The organism is Chryseolinea sp. T2 (assembly GCF_037203685.1).
Classification (GTDB): Bacteria; Bacteroidota; Bacteroidia; order Cytophagales; family Cyclobacteriaceae; genus Chryseolinea.
In genome coordinates, this window is sequence record NZ_JBBCAU010000010.1 from 258,777 (window position 1) to 279,195 (window position 20,419).

Sequence of the window (20,419 nt, forward strand, 5' to 3'; positions counted from 1 at the left end):
TCTAATATTGAGCCTTGAAGAAACATATTTGCATACACGGGCATTTCTACCAGCCTCCGCGGGAGAATGCGTGGTTAGAAGTAATTGAAGTTCAGGATTCGGCCCATCCTTACCACGATTGGAACGAACGAATATCTGCGGAATGCTATGCGCCTAACACGGCATCGCGTATTCTCAATGGCGGTGGTGTCATTAAGAACATCATCAACAACTATTCAAAGATAAGTTTCAACTACGGCCCGACTTTGTTGTCGTGGATGGAGGTTAATGATCCTACAACCTACCACGCCATACTCGACGCCGACAAAGACAGCGCTCGTCAGTTCAGCGGCCATGGCTCGGCCATGGCGCAGGTATACAACCACATGATCCTTCCCCTTGCCAACGATCGCGACAAGGAAACGCAGATCATCTGGGGCATTAAAGATTTTGAGTTCCGCTTTGGCAGGAAGCCTGAGGGAATGTGGCTGGCAGAAACTGCTGTTGATGTGAAGTCACTGGATCTTCTTGCAAAACACGGCATCACTTTCACAGTGCTGGCGCCGCGCCAGGCGCGCAGCATTCGCAAGATCGGTACAACGGTATGGCAGGACGTTACAACGGAATCGCTGGATACAAAGCGCCCTTACAAATGTGTGCTGCCCTCCGGTCGCGAGATTGCATTGTTTTTCTATGACGGACGCATCTCACAGGGCGTTGCATTCGATGGCCTTTTGTACGATGGTAACAAATTTGCCAACCGGCTTTTAGGTGCCTTTGATCCGGCAGAAGAAGGACCTCAGCTCGTGCACATTGCCACAGATGGAGAAACCTACGGTCACCACCACAAGCATGGCGATATGGCACTTGCATTTTGTGTCGACCATATTACTCGTCTGAAAGACGTAACGCTAACCAATTATCCGGAGTACCTGGAGAAGTTTCCTCCCGCTTACGAAGCCATCGTACACGAAAACAGCTCGTGGAGTTGTGTGCATGGTGTTGAGCGCTGGAGAGACAACTGTGGATGTAATTCCGGCAAGCCGGACTGGCATCAGCTGTGGCGTAAGCCCCTGAGGGAATCGCTCGATTGGCTGCGCGATGAGGTAGCCAAAATATACGAGGAAGAAGGAGGGAAGATACTTCACGATCCATGGAAGGCCCGTGATGAATATATCGACGTGATCCTTTCCAGGAATGAGTCAACGATAGAAGAGTTCCTGAAAAAACATTGCATACAGGAAGTAGAACAGAACCGCGTGTTTCGGTTGATGGAAGTGCAGCGCAATGCACTCCTGATGTATACGAGCTGCGGATGGTTCTTCGACGAGATTTCCGGTATTGAAACAGTCCAGATTCTTCAATACGCCTGCAGGGCGATGCAGCTTTTAAGTCAGACGAGCGACGTAAATCTTGAAGAAGAATTTCTGAAGCGCATTGAAAAGGCGCCAAGCAATGTGCCCTCACTGAGCGACGGCGCTGAGGTCTATCGTAAATTTGTGTTGCCATCGAGGACCAACCTGCAACGCGTGGGAATGCACTTTGCCGTTGCTTCTATCTTCGAGGAAGATCCTGAGTCCACGCCGGTTTTCAACTATACCACAAGCAACGATTATTTCGTCCGTAAAGAAGCCGGTGAACTGAAGATGGTGTTGGGTGTTACCAATGTCAAGTCGAATGTAACCAGGTCCGAAAAACGCTTCGCGTTTGCTGCGATCTACATGGGACAGCACAATATCATTGGGAACATTTCGCTCGATATGCAGAATGAGCGGTTTGCCGATGTACAGGCGCAATTGGAGCGGGCTTTTGATGAAGCGCGCCTGGCGGATGTTCTTGCAATGATGCAGAATAGTTTTGGCGGAGAGAAGTATACGATCTGGCAATTGTTCCGTGATGAGAAGCGCAAGGTCTTTAATCTGATAACTTATCAGAGTATGCGCGACATGGAGAGCTCTCTGCGCAGGATCTATAACCGCGATTATCCGCTTGTGATGGCACTGGCCAACAGCGATACGCCCATACCGAGTGCCTACAGGACCACATTCGCCTACGTATTGAATGAGGACCTGGTGCGCGCATTCGATTCTGAGCGTATGAATGTCGCCCAGATAGAACGCATTATGAGCGACCTGGTGAAATGGAGGCTCGTACTCGAAGATACCGGAAAGCTTGAGCGGCTTGCAGGTGAAAGTATTTTCAGGGAGGTAAAAAGAATTGCTGTGGAAGGAGATAATCATAAAAGAATTCAGCGTCTTAATCGCGTGTTCCCCTTGCTCCTGAAATTCAATCTGAATCCGAACCTGTATAAGAGTCAGAACCTGTACTTCGAAATGGCTTCTGCAAACCGTACGCATCGTGGCCATTCACCCGAATGGATTAAACATTTCATTGCCCTTGGAGATCATTTGCGGGTAAAGCTTGAGTAATTAATGAGAGATCGCCGAACGATCTTTTCTGTTTTCGGTACGCTGATCTGCCTTGCCATAGCAGTGCACGTACTGCTCGCGCTCATCATTATCATCAGTCCTGAGACAAGCAGGGTAAGCCCTGCATTGAAATTCTATCGCCGGTTTGTCGTACTGGGTCCGTTCTTTCAGCAGCCTCGTATCGGGTCAAAGTCGCACCTGATGGTGAGCCAGCAAGTCAATGGCACATGGTCGGTCCCGACAGACTATGCTTGTGAAGATGTCGCGAATCCACATCTGAGCAAAAACCTGGCGCTTCAGCGACGTGCCTTTGAGGTATTCCTGACGGAGAGCGTAAACCATTCGCGCAGAGAAGCTGACCGAACGCGGGCGTTGAACGAACTGAAGATGTACTTAAGAACGCAGGAGCGATTCCGGAATGCCGATTCAATTAATATGGTCAGCATCCGGAGAGGATTTTCTGATGGCGTTGCCGGTGTAGATACGGTGTTTCAATTCAGGTTCCGCAATAGATGAACGTACAACAAAAGGTTGGTGCAGTAGTTGAGGCGGCGCTGAGGCGTCCATTGCAACCTTTGTCTACGCTGGTCTTTTATCGCGCACTTACGGCAGCAGTACTGTTACGTGTGTTGCTAGCATGGCGGTCACAGGCGATGATCGCAGGTGTTCATGAATTCCGGATACCGGATGGACGTATATCCGGACCGTTATTGTGGCCGGCCCGTTTCGCTGCCCATCATCCTCATGCGTTCTTCCTGGCGGTTGTTGTATTTCTGCTGGTGCATCTGTTCCTCCGGTGTAACTACATCACAGCAATATTGTTCAGCCTGCTTGCCTTTAACCTGCTGATTTTTACCATTCCAAGTGGCGATGGCGGAGATGTTCTTACTTTCATGCTGTCGCTGTGGGCGATCTTTCTGATACCGGCTAAATCAAAATCCGGCCTAAGGCCTCAGACCCTTTTATACAACGCCGCCCGGATAGGATGTATGCTGCAGTTCGTATTTCTATACGCCGCCTCTGGTGCAGATAAAATTAAAAGTAACGTTTGGACTACCGGTAAGGCGTTTGATTACATGCGCTATGCAGGAGGGATGCTGAACCCCGATTTTCCTTCATTCCTTGCTACGCCATTGTGGGACTTTGCATTCTCCTGGTCAGCGATACTTCTGGAAACGCTCTTCGGTGTGCTGATATGGTTCAGGTCGTGCCAACCCACGCTGATCTTCATGGCAATAGCGTTCCACCTTGGAATCTGGTGGATGATGGACCTGGGGGATTTTTCAAGAATAATGATCGTCGCGGTATTGATATTTATCCGCGACGATCAGTATGCAGGAATGTTCAGGCCAGCGCTTCTTTCAGCGTAGTGTTATCTAGGTAATTCCATACCAGGCTGCTGGCACCGATGATTGGCGCCGCCTGATTTTGAAGACCTGATGGAAGGACTTTCACCTTGCCGCGGAACAGCGGCATGAGGTTAGCTTCCATGTGTTTAATAGTAGGCTTGAAGATCAGATCTCCTGCGAGTGAAAGTCCACCGAACAGGAAGATTGCTTCAGGATCTGTATGAACCACAGTCTCGGCAAGTTTCATTCCGAGGATACGTCCTGTGTACTCAAATGCTGCCAGAGCAACAACATCACCGCGCACAGCTGATTCAGTGATCATCTTCGTCGTGAGGTTGTCGAAACTGATGCCGCGAAGTTCACTCGGTTCGAGGTGATCGGCCAGCAACTTATATACTGTTCTCTTAATGCCTGTCGCAGATACGTAGGTTTCAAGACATCCGCGCTTTCCACAATTACAATAGCGACCGGCAGGATTTACAGACGTATGTCCGACTTCTCCGGCGATGCCATGCTTACCATTAAGGAGTTGACCGTTGCAAACGAATCCACTTCCCAATCCCGTGCCGAGCGTGATCACGACGAAGTCTTTCATCCCTTTAGCTGATCCGTAAACCATCTCACCAACGGCTGCGGCATTCGCATCGTTAGTTACAATGGCCGGCAGATCAAACTCTTCTTTGAACATGTCTGCTAACGGTATGATACCTTTCCACGGCAGGTTGGTTGCCCGTTCGATTGTACCCTTGTAATAGTTGCCGTTCGCGGCACCTACACCAACGCCAATGATCTTATGAGATCCGGGTATCTGTGCGATCTCTGTTCGCAACGCAGCAGCTAAGCCTTTGAAATAGTCCTTGAATTCTGCGTATTGGGTGGTGGAAATGCTGCCATGAGAAATCACATTTCCTGTGCGGTCAACAATACCATATTTAGTATTGGTGCCACCAATGTCAATGCCGATCGTAAGCTCTCTCATAGTACGAGTTTTAAATTTTTAAAGGATTGTGACTTATATCGAAAGGATCTTGGCGATTCGGAAGGATTCGTCGTCGATATCATGGTGCTTGCCCACGACGTCATCGAATTTGTTGTAGACTATTTTTCTATTGCGCACGCCTACCATCGTATCGAACTCGTTATTGAACAAGCCCTCTACTGCGCCTACACCCATTTGTGAGGCCAAAACTCTGTCGAAGTAAGTCGGAGTGCCACCTCGTTGTAAGTGACCTAAAACGGTAACCTTGATGTCAAAATAGTCGGTGCGTTCGGCAACCTGCTGCGCCAGGGCGTGTGCGCCGCCGATCTTTGATCCTTCGGCAACCACAATGAGATTCGACTTTTTGTTGGTCTTCACGCCTTCACCTAAGAGTGCATATAACTCATCGAATGACATGCTTTCTTCGGGGCATATAATGGCAGCAGCACCACCGGCTATTCCACTGTTCATGGCGATATACCCTGAGTGCCTTCCCATCACTTCAATAAAGAAGAGACGATTATGAGATAATGCAGTGTCTCTGATTCTGTCAATGGCCTCAACAGCAGTATTGGTTGCTGTGTCGTAGCCAATGGTGTAATCAGTCCCTGCAAGGTCGTTGTCGATGGTTCCAGGAATGCAGATCGAAGGAATGTTATATTCCTGATAGAACTTGTTTAGTCCGGTAAACGTACCGTCGCCGCCAATGGCGATGAGCGCGTCAATACCCTGCTTTTTAATATGGTCGTAGGCCTTTGCCCGGCCTTCTGCGGTTCTGAATTCCTTGCTGCGTGCTGACTTCAAAATGGTGCCGCCGCGCTGTATGATGTTTCCAACGGAACGCGCGTCCAGCTTCATGATATCGCCTTCAATCATGCCTTCATATCCGCGCATGATACCCACACAACTCTTCTTATAATAGGTGCAGGCACGAACCACGGCACGGATAGCTGCATTCATTCCCGGAGCATCGCCACCCGACGTGAACACCCCGATCTTCGAAATTTTATTGTCCATTTAAGAATACAATCCAACAAAAATAAGGGACGAGTTCTACTTTACAATCAACAATTTCATCAATTGAATCTCAAACGTTTGAAATTGTTGATCAGGCCGTTGGTTGAGGAGTCGTGGGAGGTAATGGTCGCGTCATTCGTGAGCTCACCAAGGATTTTCTTGGCCAGAACCTTACCAAGTTCAACGCCCCATTGATCAAAGCTGAAGATGTTCCAGATGACGCCCTGAGTAAAAATCTTGTGCTCGTACATGGCTATGAGCGAGCCCAGTGTTCTGGGTGTTAGTTGTTTAAACAGAATGCTGTTGGTGGGACGATTTCCATCAAACACCCGGAATGAGGCCTGAAACTCAAGTTCATCCTTACTCATTCCAGCACCTTTCAATTCTTCTTCCACTTCTTCGCGCGTCTTCCCCTTCATCAGGGCCTCGGTCTGCGCAAAAAAATTCGACATGAGCTTTACATGATGATCGCCAATTGGATTATGGCTGACCGCCGGTGCCAGGAAATCGCACGGTATAAGTTTAGTACCCTGGTGAATGAGTTGATAAAATGCGTGCTGGCCGTTTGTTCCTGGCTCGCCCCAGATGATAGGACCGGTCTGGTAGTGTACGGATTCACCATCGCGGCCTACAGCCTTACCGTTGCTCTCCATGTTGCCTTGCTGAAAGTAAGCAGCGAAGCGATGAAGATATTGGTCGTAGGGGAGGATGGCCTCCGATGCAGCGCCAAAGAAGTTGTTATACCAAACACCGAGAAGGGCAAGAATCACAGGGACGTTCTTTTCAAAAGGTGTTTCCCTGAAATGTTTATCCATCGCATGCGCACCTTCAAGGAGTTGCACGAAGTTTTCATAACCGATGGTACATACAATAGAGAGACCAATTGACGACCACAGCGAATAACGTCCGCCCACCCAGTCCCAGAACACAAACATGTTTTCCGCGGCAATGCCAAAGCGGGTTACTTCAGACGTGTTGGTTGATACGGCCACAAAGTGCTTTGCAACGTCTGCCTTACCTGCCGATTTCTCGAGAAGCCATGCACGTGCCGATTCTGCATTCGTCATGGTCTCCTGAGTGGTGAACGTTTTGGAGGCAATGATGAACAGCGTGGTCTCCGGATTGAGATCCTTCAGCGTTTCGGCAATATGAGTACCATCAACATTTGATACAAAGTGCGGCTTGATATGTTTGGCGTAGGGCTTCAGCGCTTCGGTAACCATATAAGGTCCGAGGTCCGAACCACCAATACCTATGTTTACAATATCAGTGATCGATTTGCCTGTATATCCTTTCCACTCACCCGATAACAGACGCGACGAGAAGTCAGACATCTGTTTAAGCACCTTGTTTACCTCTGGCATTACATCAGCGCCATCAGCAAGGACAGGCACCGACGAGCGATTGCGCAGTGCGATATGAAGAACAGAGCGCTTTTCTGTCTGATTGATACGAACGCCGGTGAACATGGCTTCGATAGCGTCTTTCAAATCAACTTCACGCGCCAGCTCCAGCAGATCCTTAATCGTCTCATCCGTTACAATGTTCTTTGAATAGTCGACGAGAATATCTTCGAAGGTCGCGTGAAATCTGTTGAAGCGTTCAGGGTCTTCCTGGAAGAGCTCTCGCATGGTTGTTGCCTGCATGGTGAGAAACTGAACTTCCAATTTTTGCCACGCGCTGGTAGACGTTGGGTTGTGCTGTGGAAACATCGAGATAGTCTTTAGTATTTAGTCGTTAGTCGTTAGTACTGGTAACTTTAGGTTAGTCCTTAGTAGTGAGTCCTTAGTATTGAGTCCTTAGTACTGAGTCCTTAGTACTGAGTAAAACTCAATGTATTCAAATACTCTGTGTTTATTACATCTCAGGATTACTTAGCATTAGTACTTATGCTTTAGTTCTGAATAAACTCAACACTTCAAATACTTAATACCCACTAAGGACTCAGGACTAAATACTAAGGACTCTAAAGTATTTAGTCTTGAGTATTTAGTCCTGAGTAATTCTTTAATTGTTAAATAATGTAAGGCCTCAACATTATCGGAACAGTCCGGCAAAACTCAATTCTACACTACTCAATACCCACTAAGGACTCAGGACTAAATACTAAGGACTCTAAAGTATTTAGTCTTGAGTATTTAGTCCTGAGTAATACAACCTCAATACTTCAACTACTCAAGACCTACTAAGGACTCAGGACTAAAGACTCAGTACTACTTCTTGTATTTATTCAGAAGCATGGCCATTTTCTCCTCCATGCTCATCTCTTTTGGCTTCTCCTTTTGCCTGTTGTCCCGATTGTCGCGGTTATCACGATTATCCCTGCGGTTGTCGCCATGAGGACGATCCTTCTTGCCTTTGCCGCCGCCATCAGATGGTCGTTGAGGTTCCTGGGCAAATGGATCCTTCTTCATAGAAAGTCCGATGCGTTTACGCGGTACGTCGACCTCGACAACAGTCACCATTACTTTTTGCTGTACGCTTACTACCTGCTGAGGATCTTTGATAAAGTTATCCGACAAGTGACTAATGTGAACGAGGCCGTCCTGGTGAACACCGACATCTACGAAGGCACCGAAATTGGTTACGTTCGTTACGAGGCCGGGCAGACGCATACCTATCTTAAGATCACCAATGCTGTTAACGCCATCCGTAAAGCTGAACACTTCGAATACTTTCCGCGGATCACGGCCTGGCTTCTCCAATTCAGCAACAATATCAGTTAATGTCGGGAGTCCGACTTTATCAGATACGTATCGCTTCAGATCGAGCTGAGCACGCAGCTCGGCGCGGGTCATAAGGTCACGTACTTCACAGCCGAGATCTTTTGCCATCGTTTCAACGAGTGCATAACTTTCGGGGTGAACGGCGCTGGCATCAAGTGGATTCTCAGATTCACGAATGCGCAGGAAGCCTGCAGCCTGTTCGAAGACTTTCTCACCCAGTCGGCTGACCTTCATCAGCGACTGACGATCTTTAAAAGGGCCGTTCTGATTCCGGAAGTCAACGATATTACGGGCGAGTGCCGAACTCAGTCCTGATACATAGGAAAGCAATTCCTTGCTCGCGGTATTTACTTCTACTCCAACAGAGTTAACACAGCTCATGACGATGTTGTCGAGGCCGGTTTTCAATCTTGTCTGATCTACGTCGTGCTGATACTGGCCGACGCCGATAGATTTTGCGTCGATCTTTACCAGTTCGGCCAGAGGATCCATCAGTCGTCGCCCGATAGATACAGCGCCGCGCACGGTCAGGTCTTTGTCAGGGAATTCATCACGGGCTACCTCTGATGCAGAGTAAACGGAAGCACCGCTCTCATTAACCATCACGATAGTGACCTTGTGAGGAAGCCCGATAGATTTCACGAATGCTTCGGTTTCACGCCCAGCCGTACCGTTACCTATTGACACAGCTTCGATATCGTACTTCTCGCAAAGCATTTTTATCAGCGCTGATGCCTTGGCAGTTTCTCGCTGCGGCTCATGCGGATAGATCGTGTCGTTATGCAGTAACTTACCCTGACGGTCCAGGCATACCAGTTTACATCCTGTACGGAACCCGGGATCAAGAGCAAGCACATTCTTTTGTCCTAAAGGAGCGGCCAGCAACAATTCACGAAGGTTGTCTGCGAACACGCGAATCGCGTCTTCATCTGCCTTCATCTTTGATTCCATCCGAACTTCGGTTTCGAGCGATGGTTTCAGCAGGCGCTTATAGCTGTCGCGGATAGCGACCTTCACTTCTGCAGCGGCAGCATTATCTATTTTGACAAATACGCGCTCAACAGCACCGATGGCCATTTCTTCGTCGGGGAAAATATCGAGAGCCAGAATGCCTTCCTTCTCTCCGCGACGCATCGCCAGCAGCCGGTGTGAAGGTGTTTTGCCAATGGATTCAGTCCATTCAAAATAGTCTTTGTACTTCTGTCCCTCAGCTTCCTTGCCCTTCAGTACTTTGGATTCGATAACGCCTTCGTTCCAGAAGAGGTCGCGTACGTTCTTTCGCACGATGGGGTTTTCACTTGCCCACTCGGCAATGATGTCGCGGGCACCGGCCAGCGCTTCACTAATGTCGGCGACTCCTTTTTCGCCATCGACAAACGTAGATGCATAATCATTGATATTGAATGACTCCTGATCTACCAGTTTCTGGGCCAGCGGTTCAAGACCCTTTTCACGGGCAACACTTGCCCTGGTCTTTCGCTTCGGCTTAAATGGCAGATAAATATCTTCAAGCTGTGCCAGCGTTTCGGCCGACACGATAGCGCTCATAAGCTCTACAGTAAGTTTTCCCTGCTTTTCGATCGATGAAATGATGGCCTCTCTACGGGCATCCAGCTCCTGCAGTTGCTCCAGCCGATCCTTGACGGCAGCGACCGCCACCTCATCCATGCTTCCGGTGAGCTCCTTACGGTACCGGGATATGAAGGGTATCGTTGCACCTTCTTGTAGTAAGGTGGCTACGGCATTAACATGCTTTACCTGAAGTGATAGTTCTTTAGCAATCTGCTCTACCCAACGCGAAATGTTTTCCTTCTCCATAATAAACGAACAGGTGGCAAAAATAGAATAAGGTTCACAACCTGCAATAGCGTATTTTTAGATTCGACTCTTGCGAATTACTATGAGTATTAAACGAATCGCCCTCATTGCCCACGACAACAAGAAGAAAGAGCTGGTCGAATGGACGAAGATCCATTTAGCCAGCATGCAGAAGTGGGAAATATACGCAACCGGCACCACAGGGCGACTGCTGGCCGACGAGTTGGGTCTGACGGTACATCGGCTTCATAGCGGTCCTCTTGGCGGGGACCAGCAGATCGGCGCACTGATTGCCGAAGGCATGATCGATATCTTAATTTTTTTCTGGGACCCGCTCGAGCCCCTGCCTCACGATCCCGACATCAAGGCCCTTTTGCGACTCGCCGTGGTCTGGAATATTCCGGTGGCCTGCAACAGGGCAACAGCAGATATTCTTTTAAGTTCGGAAAAGTTGTTCTCCTATTCCCGCACGGTTCCGGATTTTACGACCTACCAGAACAGGAAATTATAAGGGCTCCTTACCCTCTTCTGCTCACGTCCACGACCAAGGAGTTAACAATATCTGTCTGACCACTTCGCATTTCGTTCTGCCAGCTGACGAATCAATGCAGTGCGCATTTTCAGGTGACCCGGCTGAACAAATGCCAGGAACTGGTCATGTGAAGCATGAAAGCCCATATAGTAACACCACCAACCAATGGAAAGGCTTGGTATCGCCCTTAGTTCCTCATCGCTTATTGAACGATGCTGACGATATGCATCCAGCAACAGATCGAAAGAGTGATCTGCATCCTGCTGCGTCATTCTGTTAATCTGTACATCAAGAGTAAGTTGTGTCCAGAAAGTCATTAGGTCGTTCACCAACCAGCCCTTGCCGAAGAAGTCAAAGTCGAAGAGTGTGATGTTGTCGTCATCGAAGTGAAAATTTTTTGGAAGGAAATCATAGTGACAATAGCCGGTAGAGAATTGATCGGTAGGAATACTTTCCAAATATTCCCTTGCCTGCCCGGCAACGGATACCCACCACGTTAGTTCATCGGCGAGAGATGCAAACAGATGACGGGTTTTGTTTATAGGTTCAATGAGCGTCGTCGATATGTCAAACGTCCAGCGTGTATTCGACAATCCTGCTACCGATGAGATGTTGTGAAATTTTGCAATCTCACCGCCGAGAACTTTCAATTGAGTGTCACTAAGTTTAACGGGCGATTCTCCTTTGGCATAGCTGAATAGTACGGCATGTCGTTTCCCTTCTGCTGCATCGAGTGCTTGCACATACTGTTCATCCCGGTCAGCTATTGGATAAGAGACAGAAACATTGTTGTCGCGGAGAATGCTCAGCAGTTCAACCTCGCTTTGAATGTGCCCGAAGGTCCTTTGATCGTTTCTGTATATCCGCAGCACAAACTTATTAGTAGATGTGGTGATAAGGTAAGTATCGCCCACACCGCGCTGGATCAACTGACACCGGCTGTCTCCGAGTTCATATTGAGAGGAGACAAAAGAGGCCAGTGCCGCGGGATCGAGTGTGGAGTAAATGGTCGGGAATAGCATTGAAGAGATTGATGTCTATATTAAACGGTCACGTACTTCAAATCGAAGCAGCAAATGTAAATCGTGCTTTGATCATCAGACCATGATGGCTACAATCTTTTATCCGACGAAGAAATGACGCCTGTGTGGGTCACCGTTGCCGATGACTTTGTTGACGATGATAAATCATTTTTAAAACCTATGTGAAAGTCTGGGAATAAACTGCCAGGGTGTGAACGTTAAGGTGTCAACGTTTAATTGGAAGAGCCGGGAAGACCATGGAAAAGTGTGAGAAGAATATGGAATAGATCAGCTGGGCGTTTGGAGCAGAGTGGGAGAGGGTGGGGAAAACACTGATAGGGGAAAAGCGTTGCTGGGGCGCCGAGGATAGTCCGCTACTACATCTCAGAAGATGGAAAACAAACCATTACTGCCCTCTGGTAAGTCTCTGGCTGGACAAAGAATGTGACTTGAGGTCTCCTTGAATCCGATAAAAATGGCCCCAAAAACAAAAACCAACGCTTCCAGCGTTGGCCGCCAAATCAACCAATCAACAAATCACTAAATCAATAAATGAGTAGCGCGGGGGGGAGTTGAACCCCCGACCTTTGGGTTATGAATCCAACGCTCTAACCACCTGAGCTACCGCGCCATTTAAAGTACCGCCCCGACCGGGCTGTTTTTAAGGGAGTGCAAACTTACAAGATTGTCCGGAATTAGCAACAACCCAATGCGATTCAAACTCTCCAATTGTTTTGTCATACTGACTAAAATGCTATAAATTCCCTCACTCAATACTTTTGATGGCAACTGTAAGTACCAAAAAGAAACTTTTCGCAGTCGACTATGAGATTCATGCATCGGTCAAGATGCTTTATCCATATATCCAGACTGCAAGCGGTTTATCCGAATGGTATGCTGAGGATGTAAGAATCAATAACGAAGATAAGACCTTTACTTTTTTTTGGGACGACGAGGGGCACCGGGCCCGCCAGGTGGCTCACCGCACCAATCACTTCGTCAAGTTTGAATTTGTCCCGGAGACAAAAGAGGACGAACGTGATCCTGCTTATATAGAGTTCCGGCTCGAGTCAAATGAACTGACTCAGTCTGTTTACCTCAAAGTATTTGACTATTCCGATTTCGACGACCTGCGCGAACTTCGTTCCTTGTGGGATGGTCTCGTCGAAAACCTTCGAAAGATCGTCGGAGGCTAATTCATTTCTTGATCTGGTGATTTGTTGATCTGGTGATTTGAGGACAACGCCTGAAAGGGGCGTTGGTTTCATTGACAATCTTGACCTCGTTTTACGGCATTATTATTGGTAATTTTGCATTTCAATCAACAAACCTGTCCAGCCGCAAGGCGGGATCAACATATCACCAAACCTGTCCAGCCATAGGCGGGATCAACAAATGTGAAGAAACTGGATAAGCTTGTACTCGACGCTTTTATAGGTCCGTTTGTGATCACCTTTCTCGTCGTTGTATTCATTCTGCTCAACATCAACATGTTGAAGTATTTTGACGACATCATCGGAAAGGGGCTTGACTGGTGGGTGCTTGGAAGGCTCTTCTTTTACTTTGCCATATTCACCATCCCGACGGCCATGCCATTGGCTGTACTGCTGTCATCCCTGATCGCGTTCGGCAACCTTGGCGAACATTTCGAGCTTACTGCAATCAAGAGCGCGGGCATTTCACTGCTGCGTGTACTCCAGCCGATATTCTTTTTCATTTTGCTTCTTACGGCCGCCGCTTTTCACGCGAACAACAACATGGTTCCGCGGGCAGCACTCGAAGCTTATAGCTTGCTCTATGATATAAAGCAAAAGAAGCCGGCGCTCGAACTACGGGAAGGCGAATTCTATCGCGGCATCGACAACATGAGTATCAAGGTGAACAAGAAGTTCCCGAAGGACGAGCAGGCATTGAAAGGAGTGCTTGTCTATGATCACCGGAAAAACAATGGGAACAAGGAAGTGATCGTCGCCGACTCCGGCCGGATGTATACCGTCCTGGGAGATCGCTACCTTAAGTTCGAACTCTATAATGGGTTCAATTACACCGAAGGCGCGTCGACGCAGCGTGGCGTTGGAGCACGAGCAAATAATGAAAAGGAAACGCTAACCCGTAGTCAGTTTCAGAAGGCGCAGTTCGTGTTTGATCTGTCATCTTTCCAGTTGCAGACTACAGATAAAAAATGGTTTCAGGGTAACAGGATCATGCGCAATCTGGGTGAACTTCAATCCGATATGGATTCCCTGCATCGTGAAGTGCTGAACCTTCAGTTAAATCATTTCCTGGGGCGACCTGACTACTTCAACTTCTTCACGCGTGGCGACTCTTTGATCATGCCACCAGAGGTTTACGCGCATAAAGTTTACAGGGACTCTATTGCAAACTTGCCCTATGTGATGAAGTATAAGTCTGGAGGGGCTGCTTCCGTAGACAGTGCTGCACTGAAGCTTGCAAATAACAACAAGACTGTCGTACAGGGAACGCCGGCCAGCGGTGCCGCTGATTCTGCTGCGGCCGCGAAGCCTGTTGCGCCGGCGTTGAATAAAAGGAAGAGATCACAATCATCTTCGAAGCCATGGAAACAAAAGCCATTGTTCGCCATTGATGCAAAGAAGCAGGCCAAAGTAGACAGCGTTTATAATCTGACGCTAACCCGCGAAATGATACAGGGGGCCGCCAATAAGGCGCGCACCATTAAGAGTCAGCTCACCAATGCAAAAGACGGCATTGATAATTTCAGATCGGAGCTGGTTATTTTTGAAATTCAATGGCACAAGATTCTGGCGAGCTCTTTCGCCTGCATCGCCATGTTTCTGATTGGCGCTCCGCTGGGTGCCATCATTAAGAAGGGGGGACTCGGCGTGCCGTTTCTGGTGTCGATCCTGTTCTTTATCGTCTACTATGTGATAGGAATGCAGGGCGAGAAGCTCGCCAAACAAAACACCATATCGGTTATTGCCGGTGTATGGTTGGCAGACGTCGTACTTTTTGTGATAGGATTGTTTTTCCTGAAGCAGGCGAGGAAGGATGCGCGCCTTTTCGAGGCTGATTTCTACTCGGTAATGCTGGATAAAGTAAAGAGGTGGTTTGCCCGAAAGTCTAAGTCGGTGGCCGCCAGTGCTGTGTAGCGTGCGAAACTTTAAGTTTTTTTTGATTTACTGCGTGATTCCCTTACCTTTGCCCCCTGAAATAAAGGAAATAACATTTATTCGAAATGTATCTGACATCAGAAATTAAAAAGGGCCTTTTCGCAAAGCATGGCTTCGGAAAGAAGAAAGAGGAAACCGGATCAGCAGAATCACAGATTGCCCTCTTCACGCACCGCATCAACCATCTCACGGCGCACCTGAAAGAAAACAAGAAAGATTTCTCCACACAGCAAGGCCTGTTGACCCTTGTTGGTAAGCGCAAGAGATTGCTCAACTACCTTCAGAACACAGACATCGCACGGTACAGAGCCATATTGGCCGACCTCGATCTCAGAAAATAATCGGCATTAGTCCGTTAGAGGGAACCCTTTCCAAGGTTCCCTTTTTGCATTTTTTCACATCCGAGTCCTTCACGGTCTCCAATCACATCTCTCTTATGAAACCTACCGTAATAACTAAAACTTGCCAACTCCCTGATGGTCGGGAGATCTCTATAGAAACCGGAAAACTAGCCCGCCAGGCTGATGGTTCTGTTGTGTTGCGCATGGGAAATACCATGATTCTGGCAACAGTAGTTGCCGCCACCGAGCACAAGGAAGGCACTGATTTCCTGCCTTTGTCGGTTGATTACCAGGAAAAATTTGCTTCCACCGGTAAGGTACCAGGTGGTTTTATGAAGCGCGAAAGCAAGCTGTCGGATTATGAAGTTCTCATTAGCCGCCTTGTTGACCGTGCTATACGTCCCTTATTCCCAGCTGATTACCACGCCGAAACACAAGTAATGATTTACTTGATTTCAGGTGATCAGGCTGCGCTTCCTGATGCCCTTGCCGCTTTTGCTGCATCCGCAGCACTTTCTGTATCAGATATTCCGTTCCAGGGTCCTATTTCCGAAGTTCGGGTAGCCCGTGTTGATGGCCAGTTCGTCATCAATCCTACCATGGAACAAAAGGAACGCGCCGACATCGACCTCATCGTAGCGGCCTCTATTGAAAACATCCTCATGGTTGAGGGCGAAATGAAAGAGGTTTCTGAAGACGACATGCTGGAAGCGCTGAAGCGTGCCCACGATGCAATCAAGATACAGTGCGAATTGCAGATCGAATTGACGAAGGCTGCGGGCAAGACCGAGAAGCGCGTATACAGCCACGAAAATAACGATGAGAGCCTCCGCGAGGAGCTCTGGAAGCTGATGTACGAACGTGCCTACCAGGCCGCTCGCGCATTGCATACAAACAAAAAAGTCCGCTCTGATGCGTTCTCCACTATCCTGGACGAGTACCTGGACGGACTCCCTGAGGATACGACGGTTGACAAGGTAATGGTTAAGCGTTACTTTAAGGATATCCAAAAGAAAGCGGCGCGTGACTTAGCGCTTAATGAAGGACTTCGTTTGGATGGTCGTAAAACCACTCAAATCAGGGATATATGGAGTGAAGTAGACTACCTCCCTTCACCCCATGGTTCTGCGATCTTTACAAGAGGCGAAACACAGTCACTCACCACGGTTACGCTCGGTACCAAGCTGGACGAGCAGATGATTGACGGTGCTATGATTGAAGGATTCTCAAAGTTCATCCTGCATTACAATTTCCCGGGCTTTTCTACAGGTGAGGTGAAACCTAACCGCGGCCCCGGACGTCGGGAGGTTGGACACGGTAACCTGGCACTCCGCGCGTTGAAGCAGGTGCTTCCTCCGGACGATAAGAACCCATATACTATCCGTATCGTTTCAGACATACTGGAATCAAATGGCTCGTCTTCAATGGCGACAGTTTGTGCCGGTTCTCTTGCCCTTATGGACGCCGGTGTTCCTGTGAAATCAGCCGTGGCTGGTATCGCTATGGGAATGATCTCCGATAGCTCTACTGGCAAGTATGCTATCCTTTCTGACATTCTTGGTGATGAGGATCACCTTGGAGATATGGACTTCAAGGTTACCGGAACAGAGCAGGGCATCACGGCCTGCCAGATGGACCTTAAAGTGGATGGCCTTACCTATGAGGTAATGCGTCAGGCTCTGCTTCAGGCTAAGGAAGGCAGACTTCACATTCTCAATGAGATGAAGAAGACAATCACTGCACCTCGCCCTGACCTGAAGCCACAAACGCCACGTGCAGAGACCGTAATCATCGAGAAAGAAATGATCGGTGCCATTATCGGCCCTGGCGGAAAAGTTGTTCAGGATATTCAGAATACAACGGGTGCAACTGTTTCGATCGAGGAGGTAAATAACAAGGGCGTTGTCCGTGTGTTTGCCACCAGCAAGTCGGTGATGGAAGCTGCCCTGAAGCGAATCAAAGGAATCGTAGCAATTCCGGAAGTTGGCGAGGTTTATGATGGCAAAGTGAAGTCGATCATGCCTTTCGGCGCATTCGTGGAATTCATGCCAGGCAAGGACGGATTGCTCCATATTTCGGAAATTAAGTGGGAGCGCCTTGAGAACATGGAAGGTGTACTTGAAGTAGGCGAAGAGATCAAAGTGAAACTCATCGAAGTAGACAAAAAGACCGGTAAATTCCGTCTCTCCAGGAAAGTATTGCTTCCACGGCCGCCGCGTCCCGAAACAACGCACGCCTAATTATCGTAAGGATAAATTGACAGGAACTATATTTTGACATTATATTGTTATCGAACACAGAGACTAAAATCAAAGGATGAGACAGCTCAAGATCAGTAAGCAGATAACCAACCGCGAAAGCCAGTCGCTGGACAAATACCTCCAGGAGATTGGTAAGGTTGACCTCCTTACCCCCGACGAAGAGGTAGAGTTGGCAAAGCGTATCAAGGAGGGAGATCAAATTGCCCTTGAGAAGCTCACTAAGGCAAACTTGCGTTTTGTTGTATCAGTAGCTAAACAATATCAGAATCAGGGCTTATCGCTGGGGGACCTCATCAACGAGGGTAACCTCGGTTTGATTAAAGCGGCACAGCGTTTTGATGAAACCCGTGGTTTCAAGTTTATATCGTACGCAGTATGGTGGATCCGTCAGTCCATCCTTCAGGCTCTTGCCGAACAATCACGTATCGTTCGTCTTCCGCTTAACCGCGTTGGTTCTTTGAATAAGATATCAAAGACGTTCTCGGAACTTGAACAGAAGTATGAGCGCGAGCCATCACCTGAAGAACTTGCAGAAGTTCTGGATGTCACAACGGCTGAGGTAGTGGACACGATGAAGATCTCCGGTCGTCACGTATCTATGGACGCTCCGTTTGTACAGGGAGAAGAAAACAGTTTGCTCGATGTTCTTGAAAACGACAGCGAAGAGACACCAGACTCTGGTCTGATGAATGACTCTTTACGTCGTGAAGTACAGAGAGCACTTTCAACGCTTACCCAGCGTGAAGCAGACGTTATCACGTTATACTTTGGCTTGAATGGAGAGCATTCAATGACACTCGAAGAAATCGGTGAGAAGTTTAACCTTACCCGTGAGCGCGTTCGCCAGATCAAAGAGAAAGCCATCCGCAGACTCAGACACACATCCAGGAGCAAGGCTCTCAAGCCTTACCTCGGTTAATAATTTTGCATTTTAAAGATATTTAAAGGGTCTCGAATGAAGAGGCCCTTTATTTTGTTATACAGTTAAACATCGTCCCATGACAACTGAAGAAGTAAAAGTACTGATCATCGGTTCCGGACCGGCTGGTTATACGGCTGCCATATACGCAGCGCGCGCAGGCTTGAACCCCGTGCTGTATACCGGTGGACAACCCGGAGGCCAGCTCACAACTACTAACGACGTCGAGAATTTTCCAGGTTATCCCGAGGGCATTAATGGCCCGCAGATGATGATAGATCTTCAGAAGCAGGCTGAGCGTTTTGGTACGAAGGTTCATTACGGACTTGTTACTTCCGTTGACTTTTCCACTTATCCATTGAAAGTGGTTGTAGATGAAAGCAAAACCGTAATTGCCCATGCAGTGATCATAGCAACTGGTGCTTCAGCCAAGTACCTTGGATTGCCATCCGAAGAGAAGTTCACCAATCGCGGTGTATCGGCGTGTGCAGTATGCGACGGATACTTCTACCGTCAGAAAGATGTTGCCGTTGTTGGTGCGGGAGACTCTGCCGCTGAAGAGGCTACTTACCTTGCAAACTTATGTACGAAGGTTCACCTTATCGTACGCAGAGATGAAATGCGCGCATCGAAAATCATGCAGAATCGCGTGCTTAAAACACCCAACATTCAGATCCACTGGAACTCTGAGACTGATGAAATCCTGGGAGACGATTCAGGTGTAACGGGTGTGCGCCTTCGTGATACACAGACTGGTGAGAAGCGTGAGATTGCTGTTCAGGGATTCTTCCTCGCGATCGGACACAAGCCTAACACAGATATCTTCAAGGAATATATCGACATGGACGAGACTGGCTACATTCAGGTATTGCCGGGCTCTACGCGTACCAATGTTGAAGGTGTTTTCGCCGTTGGCGATGCAGCTGATAATGTCTACAGACAAGCGATTACCGCTGCAGGCACGGGCTGTATGGGAGCACTCGATGCAGAGCGATTCCTGGCATCCAAAGAAGTTGAAGCCGTCCACTAAAGTCTTCAGCAGTAAACAGATATTATCTCAGCAATAACAAAACGCTCGTTTTGAAACTCGATGTACTTGTTTTGGCCGCGCATCCCGACGATGCGGAGATCAGCTGCGGCGGCACGATAGCGAAGCACGTTGCCCTTGGTCACAGTGTTGGAATTGTTGATTTCACAAAAGGAGAATTAGGCACCAGGGGCACCCCTGAGTTACGCGCTGAAGAAGCTGCCGATGCCGCGCGGATACTTCGTGTCAGCGTCCGTGATAATCTTGGATTGAAAGACGGTTTCTTTCAGAATGACCCCGAGCATCAGCTGGCCGTGGTGAAAGCAGTACGCAAATACAAACCGGATATTGTACTGGCGAATGCGGTTTATGACCGGCACATCGATCACGGAAAGGGCGCAGCTCTTGGCTACGACGCTTGCTTTCTGTCGGGCCTTGCCAAAGTCGAGACCGTTGATGAGAATGGAAAAAAGCAAGCACCCTGGAGGCCTTCGGCAGTGTACCACTGCATTCAGAGTTTGTTTATTGAGCCCGACTTTATCGTCGACATCACGGATCACTTTGAGTTGAAGATGGAGGCCGTACGTGCCTTTAAATCACAGTTTTATGATCCCAGTTCGAGCGAGCCGGAGACCTACATTTCCAGCCCTTCATTTCTGCGCATGCTCGAAGCACGCGCTGTGGAGTTTGGCCATGCGATAGGGACAAAGTACGGAGAGGGATTCACCGTCCGGAGATACCCGGGCGTAAACTCCCTCTTCGATCTGATATAGGTCACTGTTCCTCACTCTCACACTGTTCCTCACTGTTCATCGCTCTCACACTGTTCCTCACTCTGTTTTGAGTGTGAGGAACAGTGTGAGAGTGAAGA

The 20,419-nt window shown here is 48.4% G+C and carries 16 protein-coding genes and 1 tRNA gene; 11 read left to right on the forward strand and 6 right to left on the reverse strand.

What is annotated here, in order from left to right:
• The first annotated feature begins 14 nt into the window (after positions 1-14).
• Genes WBG78_RS27390 through WBG78_RS27400 form a run of 3 tightly spaced genes read left to right on the forward strand, consistent with a single transcriptional unit; the run spans position 15 to position 3,778 of the window.
• Positions 15-2,408, forward strand: a complete 2,394-nt coding sequence (locus tag WBG78_RS27390) for a DUF3536 domain-containing protein (protein WP_337329715.1) — start codon at positions 15-17, stop codon at positions 2,406-2,408.
• Positions 2,409-2,411: 3 nt separating this feature from the next.
• Complete coding sequence (locus WBG78_RS27395) at positions 2,412-2,924, forward strand: hypothetical protein (protein ID WP_337329716.1); 513 nt, start codon at positions 2,412-2,414, stop codon at positions 2,922-2,924.
• On the forward strand, positions 2,921-3,778 hold the full coding sequence (locus WBG78_RS27400) for an HTTM domain-containing protein (protein WP_337329717.1): 858 nt from the start codon (positions 2,921-2,923) through the stop codon (positions 3,776-3,778). Before WBG78_RS27395 ends, WBG78_RS27400 begins: the two co-directional genes overlap by 4 nt.
• On the opposite strand, the gene WBG78_RS27405 is transcribed toward WBG78_RS27400, so the two are convergent.
• The 4 genes from WBG78_RS27405 to WBG78_RS27420 form a co-directional block, all read right to left on the reverse strand.
• Complete coding sequence (locus WBG78_RS27405; protein WP_337329718.1) at positions 3,753-4,736, reverse strand: ROK family protein; 984 nt, start codon at positions 4,734-4,736, stop codon at positions 3,753-3,755. The two genes, WBG78_RS27400 and WBG78_RS27405, sit on opposite strands and share 26 nt — an antisense overlap.
• A 33-nt stretch (positions 4,737-4,769) precedes the next feature.
• Positions 4,770-5,753 carry a 6-phosphofructokinase gene (gene pfkA / locus WBG78_RS27410; RefSeq protein WP_337329719.1) on the reverse strand — a complete coding sequence of 328 codons (984 nt, stop codon included), beginning with the start codon at positions 5,751-5,753 and terminating at the stop codon, positions 4,770-4,772.
• Between the two features lie 59 nt (positions 5,754-5,812).
• Positions 5,813-7,465 (reverse strand): glucose-6-phosphate isomerase, encoded by a 1,653-nt coding sequence (gene pgi, locus WBG78_RS27415; protein WP_337329720.1) that lies wholly within the window; start codon positions 7,463-7,465, stop codon positions 5,813-5,815.
• A 501-nt stretch (positions 7,466-7,966) separates the two neighbouring features.
• A complete protein-coding gene (locus WBG78_RS27420) occupies positions 7,967-10,297 on the reverse strand; it encodes a Tex family protein (protein ID WP_337329721.1) in 2,331 nt (776 codons plus the stop codon).
• A gap of 82 nt (positions 10,298-10,379) precedes the next feature.
• On the opposite strand from WBG78_RS27420, the gene WBG78_RS27425 reads away from it, so the two are divergent.
• On the forward strand, positions 10,380-10,808 hold the full coding sequence (locus WBG78_RS27425) for a methylglyoxal synthase (RefSeq protein WP_337329722.1): 429 nt from the start codon (positions 10,380-10,382) through the stop codon (positions 10,806-10,808).
• A gap of 41 nt (positions 10,809-10,849) precedes the next feature.
• On the opposite strand, the gene WBG78_RS27430 is transcribed toward WBG78_RS27425, so the two are convergent.
• Both WBG78_RS27430 and WBG78_RS27435 read right to left on the reverse strand, forming a co-directional pair.
• A complete protein-coding gene (locus WBG78_RS27430; protein ID WP_337329723.1) occupies positions 10,850-11,851 on the reverse strand; it encodes a phosphotransferase enzyme family protein in 1,002 nt (333 codons plus the stop codon).
• Positions 11,852-12,408: 557 nt separating this feature from the next.
• A tRNA-Met gene (locus WBG78_RS27435) sits at positions 12,409-12,482 on the reverse strand.
• Between the two features lie 151 nt (positions 12,483-12,633).
• On the opposite strand from WBG78_RS27435, the gene WBG78_RS27440 reads away from it, so the two are divergent.
• The 7 genes from WBG78_RS27440 to bshB1 all read left to right on the forward strand — a co-directional run bounded on the left by WBG78_RS27440 (position 12,634) and on the right by bshB1 (position 20,321).
• Positions 12,634-13,047, forward strand: coding sequence for an START-like domain-containing protein (locus WBG78_RS27440; protein ID WP_337329724.1), 414 nt, complete (start codon positions 12,634-12,636; stop codon positions 13,045-13,047).
• Between the two features lie 201 nt (positions 13,048-13,248).
• On the forward strand, positions 13,249-14,979 hold the full coding sequence (locus tag WBG78_RS27445) for an LptF/LptG family permease (protein ID WP_337329725.1): 1,731 nt from the start codon (positions 13,249-13,251) through the stop codon (positions 14,977-14,979).
• Between the two features lie 86 nt (positions 14,980-15,065).
• A complete protein-coding gene (gene rpsO / locus WBG78_RS27450) occupies positions 15,066-15,341 on the forward strand; it encodes a 30S ribosomal protein S15 (RefSeq protein WP_337329726.1) in 276 nt (91 codons plus the stop codon).
• Between the two features lie 95 nt (positions 15,342-15,436).
• On the forward strand, positions 15,437-17,581 hold the full coding sequence (gene pnp, locus WBG78_RS27455) for a polyribonucleotide nucleotidyltransferase (protein WP_337329727.1): 2,145 nt from the start codon (positions 15,437-15,439) through the stop codon (positions 17,579-17,581).
• A gap of 76 nt (positions 17,582-17,657) precedes the next feature.
• Positions 17,658-18,521: a sigma-70 family RNA polymerase sigma factor gene (locus WBG78_RS27460; RefSeq protein WP_073130761.1), complete on the forward strand. Its 864-nt coding sequence runs from the start codon at positions 17,658-17,660 to the stop codon at positions 18,519-18,521.
• A 79-nt stretch (positions 18,522-18,600) separates the two neighbouring features.
• Positions 18,601-19,551: a thioredoxin-disulfide reductase gene (gene trxB / locus WBG78_RS27465; RefSeq protein ID WP_337329728.1), complete on the forward strand. Its 951-nt coding sequence runs from the start codon at positions 18,601-18,603 to the stop codon at positions 19,549-19,551.
• 50 nt (positions 19,552-19,601) lie between these two features.
• Positions 19,602-20,321, forward strand: a complete 720-nt coding sequence (bshB1, locus tag WBG78_RS27470; protein ID WP_337329729.1) for a bacillithiol biosynthesis deacetylase BshB1 — start codon at positions 19,602-19,604, stop codon at positions 20,319-20,321.
• The last annotated feature ends 98 nt before the right edge of the window (positions 20,322-20,419 follow it).

Excerpts from the sequence above, each read along its gene's own strand:
- WBG78_RS27395 (WP_337329716.1), top strand. The coding sequence starts at position 2,412 with ATGAGAGATCGCCGAACGATCTTTTCTGTTTTCGGTACGCTGATCTGC.
- WBG78_RS27400 (WP_337329717.1), top strand. The coding sequence starts at position 2,921 with ATGAACGTACAACAAAAGGTTGGTGCAGTAGTTGAGGCGGCGCTGAGG.
- WBG78_RS27405 (WP_337329718.1), bottom strand. The coding sequence starts at position 4,736 with ATGAGAGAGCTTACGATCGGCATTGACATTGGTGGCACCAATACTAAA.
- pfkA (WP_337329719.1), bottom strand. The coding sequence starts at position 5,753 with ATGGACAATAAAATTTCGAAGATCGGGGTGTTCACGTCGGGTGGCGAT.
- pgi (WP_337329720.1), bottom strand. The coding sequence starts at position 7,465 with ATGTTTCCACAGCACAACCCAACGTCTACCAGCGCGTGGCAAAAATTG.
- WBG78_RS27420 (WP_337329721.1), bottom strand. The coding sequence starts at position 10,297 with ATGGAGAAGGAAAACATTTCGCGTTGGGTAGAGCAGATTGCTAAAGAA.
- WBG78_RS27425 (WP_337329722.1), top strand. The coding sequence starts at position 10,380 with ATGAGTATTAAACGAATCGCCCTCATTGCCCACGACAACAAGAAGAAA.
- WBG78_RS27430 (WP_337329723.1), bottom strand. The coding sequence starts at position 11,851 with ATGCTATTCCCGACCATTTACTCCACACTCGATCCCGCGGCACTGGCC.
- WBG78_RS27440 (WP_337329724.1), top strand. The coding sequence starts at position 12,634 with ATGGCAACTGTAAGTACCAAAAAGAAACTTTTCGCAGTCGACTATGAG.
- rpsO (WP_337329726.1), top strand. The coding sequence starts at position 15,066 with ATGTATCTGACATCAGAAATTAAAAAGGGCCTTTTCGCAAAGCATGGC.
- pnp (WP_337329727.1), top strand. The coding sequence starts at position 15,437 with ATGAAACCTACCGTAATAACTAAAACTTGCCAACTCCCTGATGGTCGG.
- WBG78_RS27460 (WP_073130761.1), top strand. The coding sequence starts at position 17,658 with ATGAGACAGCTCAAGATCAGTAAGCAGATAACCAACCGCGAAAGCCAG.
- trxB (WP_337329728.1), top strand. The coding sequence starts at position 18,601 with ATGACAACTGAAGAAGTAAAAGTACTGATCATCGGTTCCGGACCGGCT.